The organism is Paenibacillus sp. J22R67 (assembly GCF_059692175.1).
This window is the reverse complement of record NZ_JCAUAX010000004.1, coordinates 696,270-720,903: the sequence shown is the minus strand read 5'-3', so window position 1 is coordinate 720,903 and position 24,634 is coordinate 696,270. Positions and strand designations below refer to the sequence as shown.

Here is a 24,634-nt window from a genome sequence, read left to right as displayed (position 1 = left end):
AATTGTATCTTCTCTTCACCAAAGTTGCAATACAACATTTTCATTGTTGGTTTTGGGAACAAAAACATACACTTCTATCGACACCACCGCTAACCGAATCCGGCTAAAATTTTACTCAAAGGAACTGTGATCGTCTATTTGGAGCAACACGAGCTGTTTCCTCTCCAAGCGGAACTACAGGGCGTTATTTGTCCTCACTGGCACGTGTATCGTGTGAAATAGGCGAAATAGCGGATCGTGGTTCCCCTTCTCGTGGAAATAGTGCCTTTTCCAAGAAATAGCGAACTGTAGTTCCCTCCCCCCAAAAAAATAACCTTCCCCTTATTCATGAGGAAGGTTTATGGCGGAGTTAACTGAAGGATTCATTAACTTGTTTATTTTTAATGAACGTAATAAATAAATACCGAACACTCGGTCCTACAATGAAAAGTTGAAGAGGGAAAGCAAAAATGAAATTTTTGAATGCTATCATCAAGTAACTTCCAAGTAGTGAATCTCCATTCAGCCTGTTAGCAAAATAGGCATTTCCTAACCCATAAAGAGACATGCAAAGAACCATGCCACTCACCATAAAAAATGCAAGGGATACAATCACCAGTATCTTCTTAGATTTGTCATAGGGTAATGAAAAAGCCGCCTTCTTAGCCACTGGACCAACAATGAATACCTCCAATAAGGAAGCAGTAATAAAGACAAGAATAAGTTGAAGAAGTATTTCTTTTAACGATATCGCGCCTATCAAACCATTGGTAAATAAATTATAAAAAGTCATGCATACAACCATTCCACAGCACATCATCAGTCCAAAATAAAATTCTTCTTTCTTCGTTGTTGGCAATTGGCATCATCCTCTCTGTTTACTTTTGTAAGTATAGAGAAAATGAAAACCTCCGTGTAAGTGAACAATTCGTGAACTTTGTGATGAACGTACAAAGGATCCGTCCCATACCGCGGATCGGATCCTTTCGCCTACAGATCTGTACGAAGACTCCATAATTCAGGGAAATAACGTTGCGCAACGACATGTTTTAAATATTCAACACCAGCTGAGCCGCCAGTCCCTGACTTGAATCCGATAATCCTTTCAACCGTTACCATGTGATTGAATCGCCATTGTTGTTGGCGGCTGTCGATATCAACCAGCTTTTCTGCAAGTTCATATAAATCCCAGTAGCGTTCTACGTCTTGATACACGGTCAACCACGCAGCTTTGACACTGGCATTTCCCTTGTATTCCTGCGACCAATCTCGCTGCAAATGATCTTGATCAATGGCTAAGCCTCGCATAGAAAGGGCCTTAACCGAAGCATCGTAAAGACTAGGTTCGTGAAGCGCCTGGTTCAATTGTTGGTGGAGCTCCGGTTCGTGCTCATAAACAGACAAAACTTTGGTTTGCTTGCCTCCCAACATGAATTCGATAAGCCGATTCTGGAAGGACTGGAACCCCGATGACCGGCCAAGGCTGTTCCGGAATTGCATGTACTCAGCCGGAGTCAACGTTGATAGAACATCCCAGGATTGGATCAACTGCTGCTGGATTCTAGAGACGCGAGCTAACATTTTGAAGGCCGGCTCCAAATTGTTTTGTTGAATATGAAGGCGCGCGGCTTCCAATTCATGCAAAATCAGCTTCATCCAAAGCTCACTAGCTTGATGGATAATGATAAACAACATTTCATCGTGATGCCCAGATAACCGTTGTTGACTGGACAACACTTTATCAAGTTGGAGATAATCTCCATAGGACATCTCTTTGGAAAAGTCGCCATGAATGGTGGCATCCGCTGCTTTTGACTGCGTTTGTTCGTGGTTCTCTGAATTGGACACGTTATTCACTCCTACTATGGATTGTATAAGTCGATTATTTCAAACTGCGCAGAACCGCCCTGACAGGACTTCCATCCGCCTCAACAAGCGGTAAAGGAAGTGCTATTAATTCAAAATCGCCTGGCTCGATATGTTCCAGATTGATTCCTTCCAAAATATGAATATCATTAACATGGAGAGCATGATGGGCAGACAGTTCTTTGCTATCAAGCGGATCAACAGAGGGGACATCCACTCCGATAAGCCGTATTCCTTTTTCCGCTAAATATGGCCCTACATCACTTCTCAGATAGGTAATCTCTGTAGGAAATTCCTTCGGATTTGACCAAGAATTGGTACGAATTAACAAACGGGCGATGCCGTCCATATCATACGCCTCCAAATCCTCTCTCCCTATGCTCGATTTGCCCGAAATATCAATAACCCGAGCAAGTCCGATGTACAGCTCCAGATCTAGGTCCATGACCTTACGACCTTCATTGTCAAAATGGAATGGCGCATCGATATGGGTGCCCGTATGGATACTCATCGTCAGTTTCCCCACATTCACCGAACCGCTTTGCTCCTTCGTCCAACTGACCTCGTAAGAGAAGGGCGTATCCCCTGGCCAAGTCGGCACTCCTGTTTGCAAGGGGCGAGAAATATCAATCATGGTCGTCATCATTTCCTTTCTACAAATGGCAGATGCTTGTTATGCGACTACGTCGCGTGTATTCTCGAATTTCTCGTATTGCTTTTCAACCATGATGGCTTTTAATCGCTGCACAGTCTCCCACACCTCATCGTAAGTTGTATAGAGCGCAACAGGTGCTAGACGAATAATGTTTGGAGCTCTGAAATCAGGAATAATCTTATTTTCTTTTAATGATTTGCAAATCCGCGCTGCTTCCTCGTGCTCTAAACAGATATGGCCGCCTCTGCGCAGATCATCCCTTGGGTTCCCAATTGTGAAGCCCATTCCGTCCAGCTCCTGTTCAATTAAATCGATCATATAAGAGGTTATATGCAAGGATTTTTTGCGGAGATTCTCGATCCCGGCATCTGCAAACATTTCCAAAGACCCAATGAGTGGAGCCATACTTAAGATATGCGGCGTCCCAATTTGAAAAGCACCTGCATTCTCCGCCGGAACAAAATGATGTTCCATGTCAAATTGTTTGTCTTTTCGTGAACCGAACCAACCGGCCAAACCTGGCAAGCGACCGAAATGTTTGCGATTGACATATAAACTTGCTGCACCGCCTGGCCCATTATTCAAATATTTGTAGTTGCACCAAAATGCAAAATCAACGTCCCATTGACGCAAGTGATGGGGAACTGCTCCTACAGAATGGCATCCGTCAAAGCCAATGAGAATGCCACGAGCATGAGCTTCTGCCGTTAAACGCTCGATATCGAGCAATTGACCGCTGCGATAAAGTACCGTCGGCAAAATAATCAATGCGATTTCGCCCGTCATTGCCGCAATGATATCATCTTCCTCAATTGTACGCCCATCGCGGGTTTCCACTTGAACCAAGTGTTCTGACGGATCGTATCCATGCAGCAGCAATTGACTTTGAAGTGCATAAATATCCGATGGAAACGTCAATTCATCCGCCAAAATCTTCGTTCTGCTGCCCTCAGGCTTATAAAAAGTCGCCACAAGCTGATGTAAATTCGTTGTTGTGGAACCCGTCACAATGATCTCGTCTTCGGATCCGCCAACCAACGGGGCGCTTAAGGCAGCCAATTTTTCTGATAAATAAAACCAAGGATATTGGCCTTGCAGCCAGCCATCAATTCCTTGCGTTTTCCAAGCATCAACGACCTCCAACAACGTTCGCTCGGCGCGTCTGGATAATAGTCCGAGTGAGTTGCCGTCCATATAGATTGATTCCGAATTCAGATAAAACTCATCTCGAAAACGGGCTAGCTCATCTTCTTTATCAAGTTGCCGGGCAAATTCTTGGGAGTAATAAAAAGGTTCTCTGGACATAAAGCCCTCCTTGTGGATTATAGAACTAGATCGAATCGTGCTTATCTTACTTAAAATCATACATGTCGTCAATTATTATACTATGGTTAATTAGATTTCGGACATAGGAGCCTCTGAAAATTGGACGGAACTAGAGTCCCTTATTTGAAGAAAAACGCGCTCTTTTCTCACAGAACGGAACTACAGGGCCTTATTTCGCCTCTGCGTTTTCACCTGAACTCAGTAAATTAGCGTACCGTAGTTCCCCTTGCACGTGGAAAGTGTGCCTTTTCAGAGAAATAGAGGATCCTAGTTCCCTCAACACCTGTTAAGAACAACCTAACCTGCGGCTAGATCCTCGTCTAATCCCACATGTTCGATCTCTACTCACCTTACCTCTCTACTGCCTCCCACCTTTTCTGAGTACTTAAACACACTAGAAGTTAGCGTACTTCCAGCTCTCATTGGACGAAATCCAATGAGAGCGCCTTACAGACGTGTTCATCTTTCTTTTCGTTGGATGAAATCCAACAAGAGCGGCTAAAAAGACGCTGAACCCCCACAAAATTCATCTCTACGTTGGATTTTGTCCAATGAGAATGGCATTTAAACGTCAAAAATCGCCTGTGCGTTGGAATTCATCCAATGAGCTTGACTCTCCTCAGGCGCCGCCCCCACATCGATCTCACTATCATGTCAAAAAAAGCCCCTTCAAGGGGGGCTTTTCTACAAGATTAATAGGTGTTTTTTCTTTTATAAGTATTAAGATTTAATTGAACCAACCATCATCCCTTTAATGAAGTGCTTTTGAAGGAATGGGTACACCAGCATAATCGGGATCGTTGCGATAACGATCACCGCCATTTTCAGTCCTTCCGGTGAAATGGACAGCAGCAATTCAGAGGATACATCGGCCGAGCCCAAGTTATCCGTAATCACAATTTCACGCAGCCGTACCTGCAGGGGAATTAGCGACCTGCTGCTGATGTAGTAAATGGCTTGCGAATACATATTCCAGTTCCCGACTGCGTACATGATCCCCATCGTAGCCATTACTGGCTTCGATAACGGGAGTACGACGCTCCAGATCATGCGGAACTCGCCGCATCCGTCCATTTTAGCAGAATCAAACATCTCTGTAGGCAGCGTCATAAAGAAAGAGCGCATGACGAACAAGTTGTAGGCACTAATTGCGCCAGGTATGATCAAGACCCACAGAGTGTCCAGCATGTGCAGATTTTTTAGAAGCAGGTAGTTGGGAATCAGCGGTGCATGGAAAATCATGGTGAATAGCACCAGCAACAGTGCCGGTTTTCTATAAATATATTCCGCTCGGGACAAAGGATACGCTAAGCTTGCCGTTGCCATTAAGTTAATTAATGTACCGAACACCGTAATAATGACACTGTTTCGAAACGAGATCCAGATCGAAGGGTCCTTCAGAATCATGTGATAATTTTCGAGCGTAAATCCAACAGGCCAGAGCCCTACGGCTCCGCTGTTAATTGAAACCGCATCGCTAAATGACTGCGATATGACATTCAAGAGTGGAAGAAACATCGTGAGGCCGATTACAAGCAACAAAATCATATTAAATAACTGGAATGCGCGCTGTCCTTTTGTTAAAATCACGTTCCCTATTCCTCCTTTTGACTGAACTCATGTTAGTACAAGCCGTTACCCGTCGTTCTTTTACTCAGTGTGTTTCCAAGCATAATAAGTAGCAAGCCAATAACCGATTTGAAGAGCCCGATAGCTGTTGTATAGCTGTATTGACGGTCTATAAGACCTGCGCGATAAACGTAGGTATCCAGGATTTGACCGTTCTCACTGTTAAGCGAGTTCAGGAAAACATAAACCCTTTCAAACCCGAAATCCAGAAAGCTTCCGATATGCAATAAGAACAAAATTGTAATGGTAGGCACAATCGAAGGAAGGGTAATCGACATCACCTGGCGAAACTTGCCCGCTCCATCGATTTCAGCTGCCTCATAGAGGTCTGGGTTAATGCCCGCAATAGCGGCCAAATAAATGATCGTTCCCCACCCGCTATCCTTCCAAATCCCTGAGGTGATCAGAATCGATCGGATGTAGCTGTTTTCACCCAGAAAATAAATAGGTTCAATATGGAACAAGCCAAGGATGTGATTGAAAATGCCTGTAGTGGGTGAAAGAATTCCGATCACAATCCCCCCAACAATAACCCAGGACAGAAAATGCGGCATGTAGATGACCGTTTGCAGCACTCTTTTATACCCATTAAACCGAATTTCATTTAGCAGCAGCGCGAGAATAATCGGTATGGGAAAGGCAAAAAGCAAATCATACATGCCGATTAATAGGGTATTTTTTAAAATAGTAAGGAATTCATTATAAGCGAACATCCGTTTAAAATGCTCCAAACCTACCCACGGACTGCCCGTAATTCCTTTAAAAATGTTGTAGTTTTGAAAAGCAATCGACGAGCCGAGCAAGGGGATATATTTAAAAATGACGAAATAAACAAGTCCCGGAATAGAAATCACATATAAGGGCCATTGTTTCATTACAAAAGCTCTTTTCGCTTTTTTCGATGCAAATGTATATACCGTCTGTCCTGCAGAATCTGTCTTTGAAGCCATGGTCGTCTTCCCTTTCTTTCCATCTGAATGTTTGATGGTCTCATCATACTATGGGCCTCCTAGTGAAACCATGGAGAAACTTCATTTCTAGGTGTGTTTTTCAACAATCTGAACATAAAAAAACCTTGCCAACGGCAAGGTTCATACAAGATATTCCAGTACCTCTTCGAACGTTATCTCAACCATCCTAACCCAGAGCTGAAGTTGGCATGACCATGATGAGTTTGGTTCCCTTCTCCACTTCACTCTCGATTTGCAAGCCATACTGCTCGCCAAACACCATCTGAATTCGCCGATGAACGTTGACGATTCCGATGCCCCCAATCCCTTTCGAAGCATCGTTCTCTTTGTCCGCTAGCTGGTTTGCGTGCAGTTTCTCCCGCAGTTCCCCCAGCCTAGCCTCGTTAATGCCAATACCATTATCTTCAACGCTAACCCAGAACTTATCCTCATCCTCACCAGCATCAATGCGGATATAATGATAGTCCTCCACACCATCCGCAAAAGCATGCTGAAACGCATTTTCAATCAGTGGCTGCAGCGTTAGACGAACCATATTGTTCAGCAAATAATCCGGATGAATGCTTACATCTACTTCAAACTCCCGTCCGATGCGGTGCTTAAGAACCACTAGATAGAACATGACATGTTTTAGTTCATTAGATACCGTTATCTCTTCAAGATTGGTCTGCACGGAATAACGCAGCATATAGGCAAGTGCTTTGACAATTTCATATATTTCCTTGGAATCCCTAATGACCGCATAGCAAACAATCGTTTCTAGCGTGTTATATAAAAAATGAGGATTAATCTGTAGTTGCAAAGATTGCAGCTCTGCTTTCTGCCGTTCCATTTGGCTCTTCTGATCACTCAGCTCGGCCTGGTATACCTTATCTACCAGCTCTGAGAGACGGGTCACCATCAGGTTGTACCGGCTCATCAGCTCTGTGATCTCGTCCCTATGCTCCGGAAGCGGAATTTGGACCCAATTCCCCTGTTCCGTTTGAGACATCGCACTTCGCAAGATGCGGATCGGCCCTGTGATCGATTTACCGAATCGGAAAGCTATCCATAACGCGATACCAAGTGTAAAACACCCAACAACGATCGTTGTTGTGCGAATCGTATCGCTCGGTTTGCGCAGCTCCTCTACCGACATAGCTACAACCAGCCGCCAATTGCCATAGGTGGATCGGCGGCTCATGAACATCTGCGGCTTATCATCAATCGTCGCCATAAATGCGTGAGGACCTGCCTCGATCACCTGACTTCGTATAGCTTCGGGCAATTCGGTGGCTGTACTTTCTGTATCTGGCTGATACACATACTTGCCATTGTCATCAGCAATAAAAAAGTAGCCATCTTCCCCCAAATCTATGCCTTTCCACAGCTCTGACAGCTCGGCTGCCCGTAACTCCACCACAAGAATCCCTTTGGGTTCCGTAGAGGATAGTCCACGAATCTGCCTGACTAGCGTTATATTTTGTTGACCAGACAGAATACTGTGGTTCAGTACACTCAAGCTGCCATCTGGTTTCGTATTCGCTTTGAAAAATTCCAACTGCTGTTTCGCTTCTTCCTTATTGAACGATCCACCAACAGAATCATTATAAAAATACATCGTATTCTGATTAAAACTAATCATATAAATATTAGAAATTTCTGGATTACGCGCAAACGAAGGCTCAATGATAAGCTCCTTAATGAGCTTCCTCACCTCATAATAGGGGTAGCCGGTTTCCCCCTCAGGTAGATCAATGAACCGTTTGACATAGTTGCTGCTTAGCAAGGAGACCATAGATCGCTCATAGCTTCGGATATACAGATCTGTATGGTGTGCTGCATTGCCTACTACCTGTGTTAGCTGCTTCTCCACAATCTGATCAAGTTCATTCGAAGAACTCCAGTATGAGAACACACCGACACTAGTCAAAGAAATCATAATCACTACGAAATAGGATAGAAATAGCTTAGGATATAGATTGATTTTCTTCATTTCATCCCCAGCGATTCCCGATAATCCGAGGGTGAAATACCAAAGACTTTCTTAAATGTTTTGGTAAAATGAGGGTAATCATCGTATCCTACTTCTGCTGCTATATCCACGGTTCGTTTATGAGGAATCGCCAGCAGCTCACGAGCTTTGTCCATTCTTTTATTAATCCTGTAGCTGATGAAGGTTTCATTGCTCATTTTTTTGAACAGGGTACTGAAATAATTCGGGGTAATCCCTACCCTATCCGCTACTTCCTTTAATGAAATATCCACCGACAAATGATTGTCTATATAGGCTTTGGCTTCCTCCATAGGGTCCTTGAAGTTGCCACGGCGCACAACCAAAATATCCATCATAACGGTTTGCAAGCGCTCCTCAAATTCCTTAAAAAGCTCCGCTTTAGAAGATGAGCGGAAATCTTCGGTTAAATCAGCGCTGATCACGCGATTTTTCTCTTGAAACTGCTTGTGCAGCAGGACGGCTGCATCAAGGAGTTGCCCCTTCAGCTGAGGTGCAGACAAGTGGGAGCAATGTTCTTTCCACTCCTCCATAATCTTCGGCAATTCCTCCTCCTGCAGCAGCCAAATGCTATTTTCTATCCGTTCAACCCATTCTACATAGCGGGATACTGGGATATAACCTTGTGATTGCGATTTCATAATGATATCAAAGACATCGTGCAGATCCGGCGGAGTAACCGGCTTTAGCAAGTAGTGCTTGACCCCGTACGACAGACACTTTTGCGCATAATCAAAATCACTATAGCCCGAAACAACGACCATCATAATATGGGGATATTTCTCGTATACATTTCGGCAAAGCTCCAAGCCGTCCATTTTGGCATTCGAATATCCGTTAGAAGCAGGTCTGGCTCGAACCGACTCATTTGCTCCAGAGCATCAAGTCCATTTACTGCGGTTTCAATTTGTTGAAACTTATGCGTATAGCTTTGTGCCATCATCATCAAACCGCTGCGAATCACCGGTTCATCATCTACAATTAACAGTCTCACGAAAGTCCAAGCCCCCACCTCTAACGTTTATCGAAAATAATACGCCTAAGAAAAAAGAGACTTGTCCGCCGATTGCGGGGACAAATCCTTTTTTCTTTCCATTGAAATTAGTTGATGTTTTTGGAAACGATAGCCCCATTGCCTTTCTTGTAACGCTCAGTCGCTTCTTTCAGGATATCGTTGCCGCCCTTTGTTTTGTACTCCTCAATCACTTTCGGCCAATCCGAGATTGGTTCCTTGCCGTAAATCATTTTAATCATATGATCAATAATTAATTTAGGTCCTACATCATCGCCTGCAGGAGCTGCATCCGGATATTTCGAGAACGATTCAAGCTGTGGTACAAACCGAATAGAACCTAAGCCTTCTTTGGAAACAATCGTATCTAAATACTTGATCATATCGCGCCCATCCGCAGACATCTCTTCTTTGGCTTTATTGTAGACTAGATCATGTACAAACCAGAACATACCGCGGAATTGATCTTCTTCAATAGCTGAAGTTTCCGTTGGAGGCGTGAATTTGATATTGCCATTTTCGGTTGTATAAGTCTCGCCTTCGACACCAAATGAGAAATATTTCTCAGCTTCCGGAGTTAGCATCCATTCAAAGAATTGAATAATCTGGATCGCTTTCTCCTTCGAAGTCTTGTTATTAATGTAATAGGAAGTACCTACACTGGAATAGAGCAAATGTCCGCCGAAGTTTTCCGGTCCGCGAGGAGATGAAATGATCTCAATTTTCCCATCTGGCACGAGGTTCTTCAATTTATTCCGGTAACCGGACAAGCTTTGAGCATTAGCTGACCACATACCTACCTTACCAGCTTCAATATTCTTATTATAATCGGTGGAACTGATAGATGCGAAATCTTTCGGAATTAAACCTTCGTCAAACATAGTCTTAAAGGTTTGAAGCGCTTTGGTCATGTTCTCCACATCGAAGAATTTCGGTACAACTTGATCTCCCTTGACTTCAAATTGAGCAGGAAGCACATCGTAGGCTCCTAGAATCGTATCTGCGTACTTGAAGTTTTCGCGCATTTGATACGGATTCTCAACTCCCTTGGCCTTCAGCGCTCTCATCAGTGTCACAAATTCATCAACCGTTTTCGGTGCAGGCAGCCCTGTTTTTGCAAGTAGATCCGCTCTAATGAAGGTCGCACGGCGGGAAGGATTGGAAAGCCACGATGGAATCCCGTAGATTTTGCCGTTAAAGCTGGTTTCTTGCCACGCTTCCTTTGGCACCGCTTTCATTATGTTTGGAGCATACTGCTTGAGCAAATCGTCCAAAGGCATGAAGACCCCGGCTTCTACCGAACCCGACATCCCTTTGGTCGTAGCTCCTCCAACGTTTTGGACGACATCTGGAATATCATTGGAAGCAAACATTAGCGACATTTTTTGATCAAAATCTTTGAGCGGAATCATGCGGAGGTCAAGGTCTACATGCGTAAGCTCCTCCAGCTTTTTCACCCATTTTTCCTTATTCACATCCGCTGTTTGCTCCGCATATTTGAAACCGCTTGTCGTCATGGACATGGAAAACTTCGGTACTTCGTCTTTTTTGGCTGTATCGCCAGACTTTGGATTTGTTGCTCCGCCACCACAGCCCGAAAGTGCGCCAACTGTCAAAACCAGGGTTAATGCGATAACCATCCCTTTTTTCATTCGTTTCTGCCCCATTCTCTCTCGTAATTATCCAACGGTACTGGATATCTACATCTTACCCTTCCTTGGAATGATGAGGAATGTGTTTTTTAACAATAGTGTTGTGTTTGTGTTAACACTTTATTGGGCAATCACGCGATATACGCTGCCCTGCTGCACTTTAAAGCTCGTTGTCTGTTCCCCATTGGAACGGGCAATTTCTTGATCATCCAAGATAACAACAATCGGCACTGAGGTGCGAATCGTGCAACTATCATCACCTGATGCCTGAATCGTCGCATGGTTCAACTGCCCTTGATCCCAAACCAAATCAACAACATAACCGCCTTGCGCTCTCAAACCTTGGATAGAGCCCGATTCCCAATCGCCTGGAAGAGCCGGCAGCAGATTAAGCTCACCCATATGACTCTGCAGCAGCATCTCGGCAATACCTGCTGTTGCTCCGAAGTTCCCATCAATCTGAAACGGCGGATGTGCGTCAAATAAATTCGGGTACGTTGATTTCTCAAAAAGGTTCAACACATAAGTCAGCGCAGCGTCGCCATCTCCAAGCCGTGCGAACATGTTAATGATCCAAGCGCAGCTCCAGCCCGTATGGCCTCCCCCATTAGCCAACCTGCTTTGCAAAGTCATCTTTGCGGCTTCGGCAAGCTCTGGCGTTGTATGAATGTCAATTTGTCTGCCAGGATGAAGCGCGAACAGATGGGAAATGTGCCGATGACCAGGCTCAGCCTCCACGTATTCCTCCATCCATTCCATTAACTGGCCGTTTGCGCCGATCTGTGGCTGTGGAAGTTTGCCCATCCGTTCCGTCAGTTGATCACGAAAGATTTCATCGACATGCAAGAGCTGACTGCTTGTTATGCAAGCTTCGAATAAGGCATGAACGATCTGCGAATCCATCGAGGGTCCCATGCACAAAGTGCCTCGGAGTCCATTTGGCAATAGGAAACTATTTTCCGGAGAAATAGAAGGTCCTGTCACCCACGTTCCATCTGGGGCCTCCGTTAAATAATCCATGAAAAATTCCGCAGCCTCTTTCAAAACAGGATAAGCTCGCTCACGCAAGAATGCTGTGCTCCCTGTATAAGCATAATGCTCCCACAGATGAAGACTTAACCATGCTGCTCCCATCGGCCAGAGAACACTTGTTGCGAGAATGCCTTCAGGACGGGTTTCAGCCCATATATTCGTATTGTGATGAGCGACGAATCCACCGCAGCCGTAAAGCGTCTTCGCCGTTATTCTTCCTTTGACTCTCATTCTTTCAACGAGATCAAACAACGGTTCATGGCATTCCGATAACCCGCAGACCTCAACCGGCCAATAATTCATTTGTGTATTAATATTAATCGTATATTTAGACTCCCACGGAGGAGTGAAGCTATCGTTCCAGATCCCTTGCAAGTTGGATGGAAGACTTCCAGGGCGGGAACTGGCAATGGTCAAATAACGGCCATACTGAAAGTATAACTCCGCCAGCGTCTTTCGATGATTCGGACTCCCTTCCACTACCGCTTTCATTAATTCGTCCGTTGCTAGTGGCTGCTCCTCGTTCAAAGTAGATAAGCTAAATCGAACCCGGTTAAATAACGTTTGGTAATCATCGATGTGCCTTTGTTTTAGCTCCGAATACGTGTAGGCCTCTGCTTTCTCAAGCTGCCGCAAGCACGCCGCCTCTGGATCAGCTTCTCGGAAGGTACTGCCCGCTGCGAACAATAGCGTCACTTCAGAAGCGCCTTCCACTGAAATGAAATCGCCAATCGTCTGAATAACGCCGTCAGAAGCCTTGGCTTTAAGTACGCCGCTAAAAGCAACACCGTCTTTGCCGCATTCTCCTTTCATCACAATGCTTTCCGAGGTCCGTGCATAACTAGCTCCCTCAAATGGACGCCGATTCAAATTCACACAGAAGGTAAGACCGCCAGGTTTGCTGCTGGTCATATGAATCGCCATCACTTGATCCGGATAGCTCGTGAATATTTCCCTGCTATAGGTCGCATCGCCAACATTAAAGGCAACCCGAGCTATACCTGTCTGCAAGTCCAATTCGCGAAGATAGGCCTGTATGTCACCTTGCATATCAGTGAAAAACAGCTTCATTTCCCCAAGAGGCTGATAAGGATTATGATATTTGGGCGAAGAAAACATAGACATCCTCGCTAGATATGTCGCCTTCTCCACGTCCCCGTCAAAAAGCAGCTTGCGAATATGAGGGAGTTGCTGAAGCGCATCTGGGTTTTCCCCCTCTTTCGGCCCGCCGTACCAAATGGAGTCTTCGTTAAGCTGAATCTTCTCTTCCTTGACCTGGCCAAAAATCATTCCGCCTAAGCGGCCATTTCCTACCGGCAACGCTTCCGTCCACTGCTTAGCAGGCTCCCGGTACCATAATTTGAGCTCCTTATTTTCCTCATCTTTGTGAGTTCTCATAATAACTCCTTGTCACAATAGTTTTTTGGGTACGACAACACACGTTGCCTTGCATCCACTCGAAGCGTCCAAAACGCTCCTTCCTTAAGTTTAGCTTAACAAAACCCAAACGCGATATGTTTTGCCAGATTACGATAAAATGTTGCTGTATTATGATTTGGAACTGCGGTGAAACTTTGGAATCGCTATGACCGGGAACTGGTGTCCTCTATTTTGAGAAAAACGAGTTGTTTCCTCTCTGAGCGGATCTACAGGCTCTTATTTGTCCTCAATGATGCGCTTTTTGGATGAAATTGACAAAATAGCGAACTGTAGTTCCTCTTTTACATCGAAGTTGTGCCTTTTCAAGATAATAGCAGACTGTAGTTCCCTTCAATTTAAAAAGTGCCGAGCATTTTCTGCTCGGCACTCTCATCCATGCTAGATCTCATCTCTCGAATAAGATATCGGGAACGTCTGGGACAACGATTTGATTTTGTTGTTTGTCATAAATCCTATAGAGCAATACGGCCGCTTCCGCCCTTGTGGCGTAGCCGATCGGATTCAACATGCTTCCGCTGCCTTCAACAAAACCGCTCTTCATCAATGCAGCAACATCATTTACCGCGTATGAAGCTACACGCGACTTGTCGCCAAACGCATCAAGATCACTTGCAGTTCCCTTAGCAAGTTGCCTACCAGCTATGTTCATTGCTCTTGAAAGAAGTACCATCATGTCCTGTCTGGTAATTTGTTCATTAGGATTGAACAGGCCTTCCCCTTGACCATCCGCCAAGCCGAGCTGTTTGGCGATTCCAACCGCTTCATAATAGTAGTCAGTTGGCTGGACATCCCGGAAGTTAGTATGAACAAGGGCGTTAAATTCGAAAGATTTCGTTAACAGAATCATGAAATCGGCGCGACTTATATTCGCTATGGGTTGAAATGACGTATCCGAGGTGCCGGATATAATCCCCTTGGATGCCAGCACTTCGATCGGCTTTCTAGCCCACTCGACAGGAGCCAAGTCAGCAAAACTCATCTGCTTATAGCCTATAGCAAATGTACTGAAATGCGTGATTCTAAAAGTCACTGTTCCTGTTTCAGCATCGTATTTCCCGTTTGCAACAGCATGAGCTTTACTTGCTTGATCTATGTACCATACGATAATGTGCTCGGGATCCTTTAATTCTTCTTCCGTAGGTTGATAAGGGATAGCAATTGTTACTGCCGCATTAGGATTATTATAACGAATTGGCTTTCCATCGACCGTGATACTTAGTTCAACAGCTGGTCTATGACCGATTTCACCTTTGATATCATCGGGAAGACGGCTGCTGTCAGCAACGGCGATGCCAAAACCGATTTCTTTGGCCGAATCGAGGTCGACATTGCTTAACAGTTGGTTAGGCATGGTGATCGATCCAAACTCCGTTACAATTGTCATTTTTTGCTCAGAGGTTGCTCTAAACAGGCTTGCTGGTGCATACAATTGATACTGTTTGGCACCTTCAATACTTTGAATTTCAACGACCAGATGACTATCACCGGCTGAGTAAGCTTTGTCCACCGTTTCTTTATCAAGCTTAGCCGAAACAATGCCATTGGATTGATCCACCACCACGTGCTGAGCAGACTTCACTTCAGGTACTCCTACGCTTGGCTGCGGTGCAGAAGTTGGAGGATCCTCGGTGCTAGGAGAGTCTGTGTCTGGTGTTGGTGTTGCTTTCACCTCAAAGGTTGTTCCCATTACTTGCTCTGCACCTTGTACGTTGACATTGACGAAATAGGTGCCGTCTATTTTCTGTTTCAACACATAGCTGAATTGGTATAAGCCGTCTGCTCCAATTGTGGATTGGTCTAATAAGTCCAACTGATTTAGTGGGTTAATGACGTGCAAGGTAACGAGCTTACCTTGCTCCGATTCTAATTGGCCAGATATCGTAACTCGGCCATTTTGTTCATCATATGATGCACGAACATCAACTGGAGAAGCCACTGCGGACAAAATCATCGCTCCCACAAACACCAAAACAGCAAATAACAAAATCGTCCATCTTCGCAAACTTTTCAAGCCTATTCCTCCTCGGAATAAGATGACGTGGAAAGGTGTGCCTAGGCCTAGAACAACCTCCCCACATCTCCCATCACATGATTAAAATAACAACTCTAAGGAATGATTACTTCGTTCGAGATCCTTATTCGATTTGATGTGTTATTCCAGACAAAGGCTTTCAGCTTGTAGCCGATACCAATATCAGGCAACCTTATAATCGCCTTCATTTGTTTATCTTCACTAGCGGAGAACGAGCTTGAAACAAAGGAGTAGCGGACCATCCGGTTTTGCTGGTCAAACAACCCCAGGACAAGAACACCATTCTGACTTATGGCCGAATTGTTTTGAACAGACATGCTCGCTACAAGATCGGTAGAACGAATTAGGCCGGATACCGCTTTCCCATTACGATCTGTCAGAGATAAGTCTTTCACGTTAAACAGCTGGTCACCCCAGTTTTTAACATAATTCACCTGAAAAGTTTGCAAACCAACGTTGTGATAGTCATCAAGACTTGCTACTTCAATTACGTTCATTCCTTCCTTTAAAGTCATCGGAACTGTAAATGTCACATTATTTAATGTTCTAGCATTCTCGAGAACGACTGTTCCGTTCACTTTGACAGTTACGTTGGCATCCCTATTTATACTGCCTAATAAGGAATAGGATGGTGAATCCACAACCACAGGGATATCGACAGAGGGTGTAAATATGACTGCTGCCTTATGGTAAGTGACCACAATCGTCCTGGAACTCGCAACATTGCCAAATAGCTCTTCATTAGATGCCGAAACTACAATTGTATTAACACCTTCATTTAGTGTAATTTTTTTCGAGAAACTCTCACCCGCCTCCGTATATACGGCATCGACGACCGAGACTCCATGATTAATGACAGCTATTCTCGCGCGATCAGTGACAGAACCCGAGACGGTATAGTCAGGAATCTCCGTACGATCAGTTGCAGGATTATCAAGAGTAAACTGTGGTGAAGTAGACAGATGAAGGTCCGTAAAGCTGGCAGACATTAGGTAATCTATATTTGTAGTCGTCTTTGCTGCGTCTACGGCCATGCCGACATAAACGGTCTCATCATAGTCGACAGGATTGGAAGCAACCAAAGACCAATCGATGCCATCCTTCGAAACATACCCAGATACGGTATTTTCTTGACGCTGAAGTTTTATCCAAAATGGTGCTTTTAAGCTCGTGCTTCTTCGCAACTGCTCTTTATACCCGCTTCCTGCTTGACTGCGATTTATGACAGAAATCTTGCTGCCGCTTGTATCGACGGTCAAATCATCGGTTGGATCCGTTGACAGGAATATCCCCGTTGCCTTCGATGATGGATCGAGGCTTTCACGCATCATGAATCCAGCCTTAACATCCTCGTCAAACTCGGACTCAAATGCTACATTCGCATAAATTTCAAAGTTACCCTTAACCGGTTTATTGACATAATGGAATGAGTCTGATGATCCTTTGATATTGATTTCACCAGAACCTTTCACTTTGTATACATGACCGGTTATGCCCGCAGTACCAGGAATTTTGACAGAACCAATATCTTGAGACGCCCATGACTCTATGTTTTCAGGTCCGTTCACGTAAGTAATGACAGGTTCAGACAAGTTCATTACCCCGTTATTGTCAATTGCTTTTGCATACAGGTAATGCTGACCTTCTGAGGCGTTCTCCCAAGTAAACTCGAAAGGTTCACTCACATCCTCATTAATCTTCTGATCTCCATCGTAGAAAGTGACCTTAGAGATGGATTTCCCGCTGGCAGCCGCTGCTACTGCACGAATATTGATCGGATCGTTAATGAGATATGCTTGGTGCATCACTGGCGACTCAATAGAAATAGTAGGGCTAAGTGGCACAGGTACATCGGCTAATGCGTTGATATAATCCTCAATATTCGTATAACCGTTCCCGTTAATATCCCCGAAACTGCCATTGGAGTTGCCTAGCATTTTATTTCCTGCAGCATCCAAGCCGTTATCGTTTGGATCTAATCCATTTGCCAGTTCCCATGCATCTGGCATTCCGTCGCCGTCGGTGTCAATCGGCGCAGGAACCGAGAATAATTCCGGTAAACCACCATCGTTCATAATCTTGTTTACCGTTCTCCCCGTTCCGTTCTTCACCTCACCCACGATACGAGCATCAAGCGAATCCCGTTTCGGAAGTGAAGCTCCGCCATGGAGCAGCACTTTCTCGTAGGCTGCTTCAGCGGTATCCGTGGTTGTCGGTCCACCAACGGGATTGTTCGCATCCGGGTAGATGAATGGCGTCGTTTTGAGTGTAAAAGTTGAATCCGGGTTTATCGCTTTGTAAGTACCGTTCGCATTTTTTACCAAGTTATTAGCTGTTACTTCAGGATCACCTACCACATAATTGCCATTGATATAAAAAGCTCCTCCACCTGCATCTCCAGCCGAAGGCGCAATAATTCGGTTAAAAGCGCTATACGTATTGGGTCCGGGCTTATAGTAATTGTTGATCATGTTAATTCCTGTTGCCATTTCCCCGCCATAAGCCGTATTGCCTCCCCAGTTATAAATAACGTTGTTCCGATAGTCAATCTTCTGAGGGTAATTCACAATATCCGTTGCACGTGCAAACCGCACATTGCGGTTAATATGATTAGTAATCAAATTGTGAGCAAATGTGATATTTGATCCGCCCCATATACCTCCGTAGCCGTGAGGGCCTTTCGTATGAATGGAGTGGTTTAAGCTGTTCGTGATGAAGCTCCATTGAAGCGTAAAGTTCTTATTATTCTCCGAAGAGAATAACTCATCCGTACTCCAACTGCCTGAAACGTGATCGACAATTACATTGTCTCCGGTAATGTTGAACGTATCGTCGAGCTCGACTTCACCACCAAAGAATCGCATATATCTGACAATAATATTTCCGCCTGCAGTACTCGTACCACTGCCTACTTTCACCGCATATCCGCTAAGGGCAATGCCGTCGCCTGGCGCTGTTTGACCAGCAATTGTAAGGTTGGGCTGACCAATCGTCAGAGGTCTGGCCAACTTAATGATGCCGGATACACTGAAGATGATGATCCGATTCGGCTGACTTACCGCATCGCGAAACGAGCCCGGGATAGCAGGCGCGCCATCTGCGTAATCCATAAGATTATTAACCACATACACGGAACCACCGCGTCCGCCTGTTACATACATACCGCCGCCTTCAGCGCCTGGGAATGCCGGGGTTCTTGTCTTTTCAGTTGGATCAATTTTAATAGATGTTAGTTTACTTGTGCTAGGAGTTCCTATCGCATCAACATAACGATATTCAAGGTTGTGCGTTCCTGCTTCGCTTATAGCGAATTCTTTCCTGTAAAATGTCCATTGTCCATCATTGATGCGGTACTGTACGCGATTCGGCGCAGGAGCCTCGTTATTTACTTCCACGTAAACGAGTACGGGTTTGGTATAAGAGCCCAAAGTTCCGTCCGGCAGCGCAGGATCCACAATTGGCACCACAGCTTCAAAGAGTTTGGGATAAACGACTCTCAGACTTGGGTCCCATCCTCCGAACATCCACGGTATCGTGAATTGACTCGCTTGCTCAGCTGTCATGGCAAAGTGGCTGGGATCCGTGTCATCCAGCAGCTTGCGCGTAGATGGACTTGCGCCAGGTCCCGAGCTATTGAACTCGGAATAATGGTAAGTAAGATTATCCGTCATCACCGTCCAACCGTCTTGATGAATATGGTCGTCCATCCACGTATTAATGAACCGTACCGTTGGCTGATCCTGCCAAGGACGCCCCAAATAATGTTTCCCTTGCGTGCTATTGTCTTTCAATAGACGGGAATTCATGAATACAATTCCGGGAAGATCGCCCGTTGGATTCTGTGTAGCTCCAGCCGTGATATATCCCCCAGAACGCGAAGGACCATTGATACTGATGATGTCTGAGTGATCAAATACTGCCGCCGTTGCCGGTCCATAAATAAAGTCAACGGAACCTTTGATTTCGCAATTGCGATAATACTGCCTACTGGTTTTATCGTAGTAGGTGACTCCTGTGTAAAGAGTGTCTTGGTAGCCGACAAATCGGACATTTTCAAAGACAACTTGATCTGCAATCACACGTGCCGCTAAGGCTCGGCCTTTCGTAACATCTGAGGAGTTCTCGATGGTCAAGTTAGCTGCATAGAATTTATTCGCAACCGTTCTTGTGCCATCCGATCTATCCTTCGTTCCTCCAACTGTAAGCGTAGCCGTATCTAAAGCAGCTAATGTTGAGGTTGCGCCGCTTGAGGTTGGGGTGAATTCATTGTCATTATAAAAAATTTTGGTTTTATCCTTGCCAGCACCTATTAAAGATACATAAGGTACTGTTACAGAAATTTTCTCGTTGTAGGACCCCTCTTTAATGTAAATAATCTTTCGAGATTCGTTATTGCTAGGAATCGATTCAAGAGCAGATTTGATACTGGAGAAATCGCCGGTTCCGTTTTGAGCCACAGTCAAAACCATAGCAGGATTTGCAATGATTTCCTCGCTAGGGCTGCTCTCTTCACTTGCGCTGAGCGCAGTTACCCTATAGTAGTATAGGGTGCCATTCGTGACGCTTGTATCTGCATACGAAGACGCTGTTAAAGAGGAGGTTAACGTCGTATAAGCGCCGCCACTTTCCGTACTTCTTTTTACAGCATACGTAGTTGCTCCCGATACTGGAGACCATGACAGTTCAACACTACCATCATTCGCAATCGCAGCTACATCAATCGGTGCTGTGATTTGGGCTCTGTTACTCGATACCGCTGCAGCATCCACAACAGTCACTTCAGGAACTAGTAGAACATTCAACATCAGTAAAAAGCTGATCCCTAGAATTAGGGCTTTCTTCATGGTGCAACCTCCTAATCAATAATTACTGCACTACGAGCTCTTCAGCGAGTGGGCTTTGTCCTACAATGTTGTTTAGGCTGTCCCAGATCAATACTTTCACTTTATCATTCGTTACATCAGCTGGAAGTGTAAGTCCAGCACCTAACGTCCTGGTTTCTCCCGGCGTAAGCTCTGCAACGGCAGATGCAAAATCAATCATCGTATTGTTGGCGTCATACAGAACAAGCCATAAAGTAAGCCGCTTCGTTGCTGCCGTCGTGTTGACGACTTTCTTTTCAGCAAAGATATCCTTTGAAGCCTCTAGTTTCGTTACACGATTTCCATCCAAATCATGAACCACACCTTGCCCAGCCCAGAATATGTACGTCATCATGTAGCTTGTTCGGTTGGTATTCCCAGCTAAGTCGACAGTAGAAACTTCAATTGCGTTATTTCCCTCTTGTAAAGTCAACGGATATGAGAATAACTCGTCTGCTTGTTGATAAACGGAATTGACTACACTCTCACCATTTAATTTTATGGTTAGACTTGCTGTTTTGCTTAAGGATCCTGTGAGCGTATAGACAGCATCTCTAACCGATGCAGGAGGTGCCCCAATGCGAATATCAGGAATCATACTGTCCTGATTAATCGTTGCATCGACACGATCGAAGAAGGTTGACTTATCGCGTTTGGCGTAAACTTCCAATAAATTTGCACCCGGCATTAAGTTTACATTCAGTTCAAAATTTCCACCGCCGCTTATAAATCCATCCACTGGGAGTGTAACAGGAATTTTATTTTGATAAACCGATAAATAGACACTTTCACTAACTGAACCTGTTAATTTATACGCTGATGTGTTGACCCATTCCGTTACAGGATCTAGCCTCAATCCCGTAGTGGCTCTCTCTGCCATTGCAAAGTAGCCGGCGTTTTTGGACAAATCAAAATTAGCGTAATCGTTATATCCCAGCAGCACGGATGAACCTGCGGTAAAGCTTTTTTTATAAATGTTAAATGTGTATCCCGACGCCACACCCGAAAGCTTAATCACATCACCGGTATTCGTCCAATCTGCCAACCATGTTGGGAGCGCTGCATTTTTATCCATAGCGACATAGACCGTGGTTTGATCCTTCACATTGAAACCAATGAGCTGATTCTGCACGAGACCGTCAGCACCATTCGGGTACCTCATCACGTCCTTGTGCGTGGTAACGATTCGTTCCATATTTGCATATTTACTCGGGATTTCAGAGAACTGGATTAAAGTATTATCAGAAAATGGATAATCGCCTATCATCGAACCCGATTGTAGTTTCCACATATATCCATAATAATTCGCATAGGATGTGAGTTCCCCAATCACACTTGTTTCTGGTGTCGGAAGCGGTGTTGTTGCATATGGCGTGCCGTCAAATTCCGTTATTTTACTTTCAAAATCTCGGGGAACCCCATTGTTGTATACACCTGATTCATCTCGCGTAACAACGGATAAGCCTAATGTATACGTCTGCCCGTTTACGAGCGGTGTAGATGCTAATTTCGTAATGTCGTAATAGGCATTAATATCCGAACCTGGGATTAGATTGGTTCCCGTATAATCTTTGAATAAGGTAGTTGCATTCCCAATTGGTCTCCACGTGGATTCGCCCTTCTGCTTAATGCGCAGCCGATACTTGGATGCATAGGCATAATGCTCCGATGTCCACATGACCCGTGAGTTGCGTGATCCGGACGAAACGATTTTCGGAGCTGGAGGCTCTGGCATGAATGGAGAATGCGTCACTCTAACACCGCGAATCCATAGATCGCCTGAAGTACCAGGTGCTGCAATAACTAATCTCTTGAGATTATAGATAGGGAGACTTTTGTTCATATTGTTCCGAGCTTGGACAATGTTACCATCGTAGAACAAGCTGTATTTCTGGGAAACCGTATTAAAATCCAATCGAATGGTATGCCATTCCCCTAATTCATACGGACCTAACGAACCTGAGGGCGCTGTCGATAAAAGGTAACCTAAACCCTTGCTCGCCGTCACACCTGCTCCAACCATGAAAGTCGTGCCGGATGATGGAAAAAACTGAATGATACGGTCATCTCTTTTCGTACCGGTTTGCATGAAAGTAATTTCCGTTGAGATCGTTCCTGTATAAGGCTCTCCAAATGTCTTACTTATTTGAAACTCATTTCTCAAAGTTCCATCCGTGACAATGTTAGTTGCTTTAAGATGAAGCGCGCGAGTCCCTGTATAGGGATCCGCTTCGATTACTGCTGATGCTGTCCCTGAACGAAAGGGAGAATAATCAAACCCAAGATCAGAACCTGTTAAACCGAGAGGCGTGTTAGTGAAATCTTTATCGAAGACCGAAACGGGTTCATAGGTATTATCCATGACTGAAATACTGCCGCTTTCCGCTGATACCGTTGGAACGTTATCAGGGTTAACCATAAAGACGTTGAGAAGCAGCATCAAGACTAACACTAGCGCAATCTGATTACCCTTTTTACGCAAGGCAATATACACCTCCATTGAATTTTTCGTCTGACCATTCTAAGAAAATCTTTCCTTACGAGTTGGACGATAAACGGACGCTATCATCACCTCCTTCACAGAAGATAAGAACATAACCTATGTTCAGTAAAAGTAAATACCTAGTGAGTTTGGTAACGTTTTCATGAAATTGTGAAGCATATTTACGAGGTGATGACAGAGGTGGGGAGTGAATCTTTCATTAAAGATACTCTAATTATTAAAATTAATAATGGGGGATTCCTTCCATAATCATAGACAATACGATCAAAAAGACACCTGGCTAAATAATTCCTCCTGATGTCCTTCATCACACTTCGGACTCAGCAGTCGTTATTTTCGCGAAATTGTCGTGCCTTTCTGTTAACGGACACCAGAGACCTTAATTGCTGATTTCGTGGAGAAATCAGTCCTTCAGTGAGCAAGTAACAGCTCTGTGTCCGTTGGTCGGAATTCGGCTTCCAATGTGCCTCGAAGGGAACTGGAGTACGCTATTTAGCGAAAAACGAGCTGTTTCCTCTCCTAGTGGAACTACAGTCGCTTATTTATCCTACATGGCGCGTTTTTCAGATGAAATCTGCGAAATAACGCCCTGTAGTTCCCCTCCAGGCGCCTAGCCCCGCTATTCGCTGAAATAGCGGACCGTAGTTCCGCCAAGTTGGCTAGCCAGCCAACTTAGCTCAGGTGTGAGGTCGAACCTCTCCACCAAACACTGCAGTAGCGCTGAGTTCTCAGCGTGCTGCGCTTTCTCACCTCATATAGAAAGAGGCATGATCCCAAAGGATCACGCCTCTTTCTATATCTGATTTACTACAGATTATTTTACCCCCGTGTACACAAAAGCGCGAATGATATGCCTTTGTGCAAAACAGAAGGCAATCAAAATAGGAGTTACCAGAATCATATTCCCAGCCATAAGCACGTTCCAATTAGCGACTCCTTCTTCTTCCCGAATCCTCGCAATTCCCAAAGGTAACGTTCTCGCAACGTCATCTGTCGTCATAACAAGCGGCCAGAAGTAGTCGTTCCAATGGGCAATAAAGCTGAACAAAGCGAAGGTCGCGAGTACCGGTTTAGCCATAGGTACCATTAATTTGATAATAATTTGCCATTCTTTGGCGCTATCGAGCCGTGCCGCCTCAACCAGTTCTTCCTGAACTTGTTTGAATGACTGCCTCAAGAGGAAGATGCCAAAAGCGCTGGACGCAAAAGGAAGAATAAGGGCAAGATGCGTATTAAGCAGCTTCCATGTACTCAACTGTAAATATACGGGCAAGAAAATTAATTGTGACGGGATCATTAAGGTCACCATCACCATGCCGAACAAAATGCCCGACCCCTTAAACTTATAGCGAGCAAAGGCATATGCCGCAGGAATAATCGTAAGCATCTGCAAAGCTAGAATACTTATCGAGATGATAATACTGTTCGAAATATAGTGTAGAAACGGACCAGAGCCCCAAGCTTTTGCATAATTGCTCCAAATGAAGTGTTTTGGAATCCAATTAGGCGGAAAAATCATGGTTTCAGGCAGCGTTTTAAGAGAAGTAGAGAGCATCCATATGAATGGCATTGCAAATACAAGGACTAATGCAATCATGCCAATCACGCTTATGGCACGGATGACATACTGTAACGTTTTTGATGCAATTTCTTCTTTGCTATTAACGTATAACAACGTACGA

Annotated in this window: 14 protein-coding genes and 1 pseudogene; all 15 read right to left on the bottom strand. The window is 44.7% G+C overall.

Annotation, left to right across the window (positions count from 1 at the left end; all coding sequences use genetic code 11):
- Positions 1 to 349: 349 nt before the first annotated feature.
- The 15 genes and pseudogenes from AC58VC_RS19360 to AC58VC_RS19290 all read right to left on the bottom strand — a co-directional run bounded on the left by AC58VC_RS19360 (position 350) and on the right by AC58VC_RS19290 (position 24,549).
- Positions 350 to 838 (bottom strand): DUF2798 domain-containing protein, encoded by a 489-nt coding sequence (locus tag AC58VC_RS19360; RefSeq protein ID WP_497370458.1) that lies wholly within the window; start codon positions 836 to 838, stop codon positions 350 to 352.
- A 131-nt stretch (positions 839 to 969) separates the two neighbouring features.
- A complete protein-coding gene (gene kynA / locus AC58VC_RS19355; protein WP_497370457.1) occupies positions 970 to 1,827 on the bottom strand; it encodes a tryptophan 2,3-dioxygenase in 858 nt (285 codons plus the stop codon).
- Between the two features lie 34 nt (positions 1,828 to 1,861).
- Positions 1,862 to 2,491: an arylformamidase gene (kynB, locus tag AC58VC_RS19350; protein WP_497370456.1), complete on the bottom strand. Its 630-nt coding sequence runs from the start codon at positions 2,489 to 2,491 to the stop codon at positions 1,862 to 1,864.
- Between the two features lie 27 nt (positions 2,492 to 2,518).
- Positions 2,519 to 3,805, bottom strand: a complete 1,287-nt coding sequence (gene kynU, locus AC58VC_RS19345) for a kynureninase (RefSeq protein WP_497370455.1) — start codon at positions 3,803 to 3,805, stop codon at positions 2,519 to 2,521.
- Positions 3,806 to 4,546: 741 nt separating this feature from the next.
- Positions 4,547 to 5,374: a carbohydrate ABC transporter permease gene (locus AC58VC_RS19340; RefSeq protein ID WP_497370600.1), complete on the bottom strand. Its 828-nt coding sequence runs from the start codon at positions 5,372 to 5,374 to the stop codon at positions 4,547 to 4,549.
- A gap of 74 nt (positions 5,375 to 5,448) precedes the next feature.
- Positions 5,449 to 6,405 (bottom strand): ABC transporter permease, encoded by a 957-nt coding sequence (locus AC58VC_RS19335; protein WP_497370454.1) that lies wholly within the window; start codon positions 6,403 to 6,405, stop codon positions 5,449 to 5,451.
- Between the two features lie 187 nt (positions 6,406 to 6,592).
- Positions 6,593 to 8,401 (bottom strand): cache domain-containing sensor histidine kinase, encoded by a 1,809-nt coding sequence (locus AC58VC_RS19330; RefSeq protein WP_497370453.1) that lies wholly within the window; start codon positions 8,399 to 8,401, stop codon positions 6,593 to 6,595.
- Positions 8,398 to 8,598: a helix-turn-helix transcriptional regulator gene (locus AC58VC_RS19325; RefSeq protein WP_497370599.1), complete on the bottom strand. Its 201-nt coding sequence runs from the start codon at positions 8,596 to 8,598 to the stop codon at positions 8,398 to 8,400. Before AC58VC_RS19325 ends, AC58VC_RS19330 begins: the two co-directional genes overlap by 4 nt.
- A 534-nt stretch (positions 8,599 to 9,132) precedes the next feature.
- Positions 9,133 to 9,359 (bottom strand): annotated as a pseudogene (locus AC58VC_RS19320) (response regulator); the annotation flags it as partial.
- A 161-nt stretch (positions 9,360 to 9,520) separates the two neighbouring features.
- Positions 9,521 to 11,083: an extracellular solute-binding protein gene (locus AC58VC_RS19315; RefSeq protein ID WP_497370452.1), complete on the bottom strand. Its 1,563-nt coding sequence runs from the start codon at positions 11,081 to 11,083 to the stop codon at positions 9,521 to 9,523.
- A gap of 120 nt (positions 11,084 to 11,203) precedes the next feature.
- Complete coding sequence (locus AC58VC_RS19310) at positions 11,204 to 13,513, bottom strand: glycoside hydrolase family 95 protein (protein ID WP_497370451.1); 2,310 nt, start codon at positions 13,511 to 13,513, stop codon at positions 11,204 to 11,206.
- Between the two features lie 427 nt (positions 13,514 to 13,940).
- Complete coding sequence (locus AC58VC_RS19305; protein ID WP_497370450.1) at positions 13,941 to 15,566, bottom strand: S-layer homology domain-containing protein; 1,626 nt, start codon at positions 15,564 to 15,566, stop codon at positions 13,941 to 13,943.
- A 95-nt stretch (positions 15,567 to 15,661) separates the two neighbouring features.
- The gene (locus AC58VC_RS19300) at positions 15,662 to 20,431 is read right to left on the bottom strand and encodes a pectinesterase family protein (RefSeq protein WP_497370449.1); all 4,770 of its coding nucleotides are present in this window, start codon (positions 20,429 to 20,431) and stop codon (positions 15,662 to 15,664) included.
- Positions 20,432 to 20,453: 22 nt separating this feature from the next.
- Positions 20,454 to 22,931, bottom strand: coding sequence for a hypothetical protein (locus tag AC58VC_RS19295; RefSeq protein WP_497370448.1), 2,478 nt, complete (start codon positions 22,929 to 22,931; stop codon positions 20,454 to 20,456).
- Between the two features lie 835 nt (positions 22,932 to 23,766).
- Entirely contained in the window at positions 23,767 to 24,549 is a 783-nt protein-coding gene (locus AC58VC_RS19290; protein WP_497370598.1) for a carbohydrate ABC transporter permease, read from the bottom strand.
- Between the last annotated feature and the right edge of the window lie 85 nt (positions 24,550 to 24,634).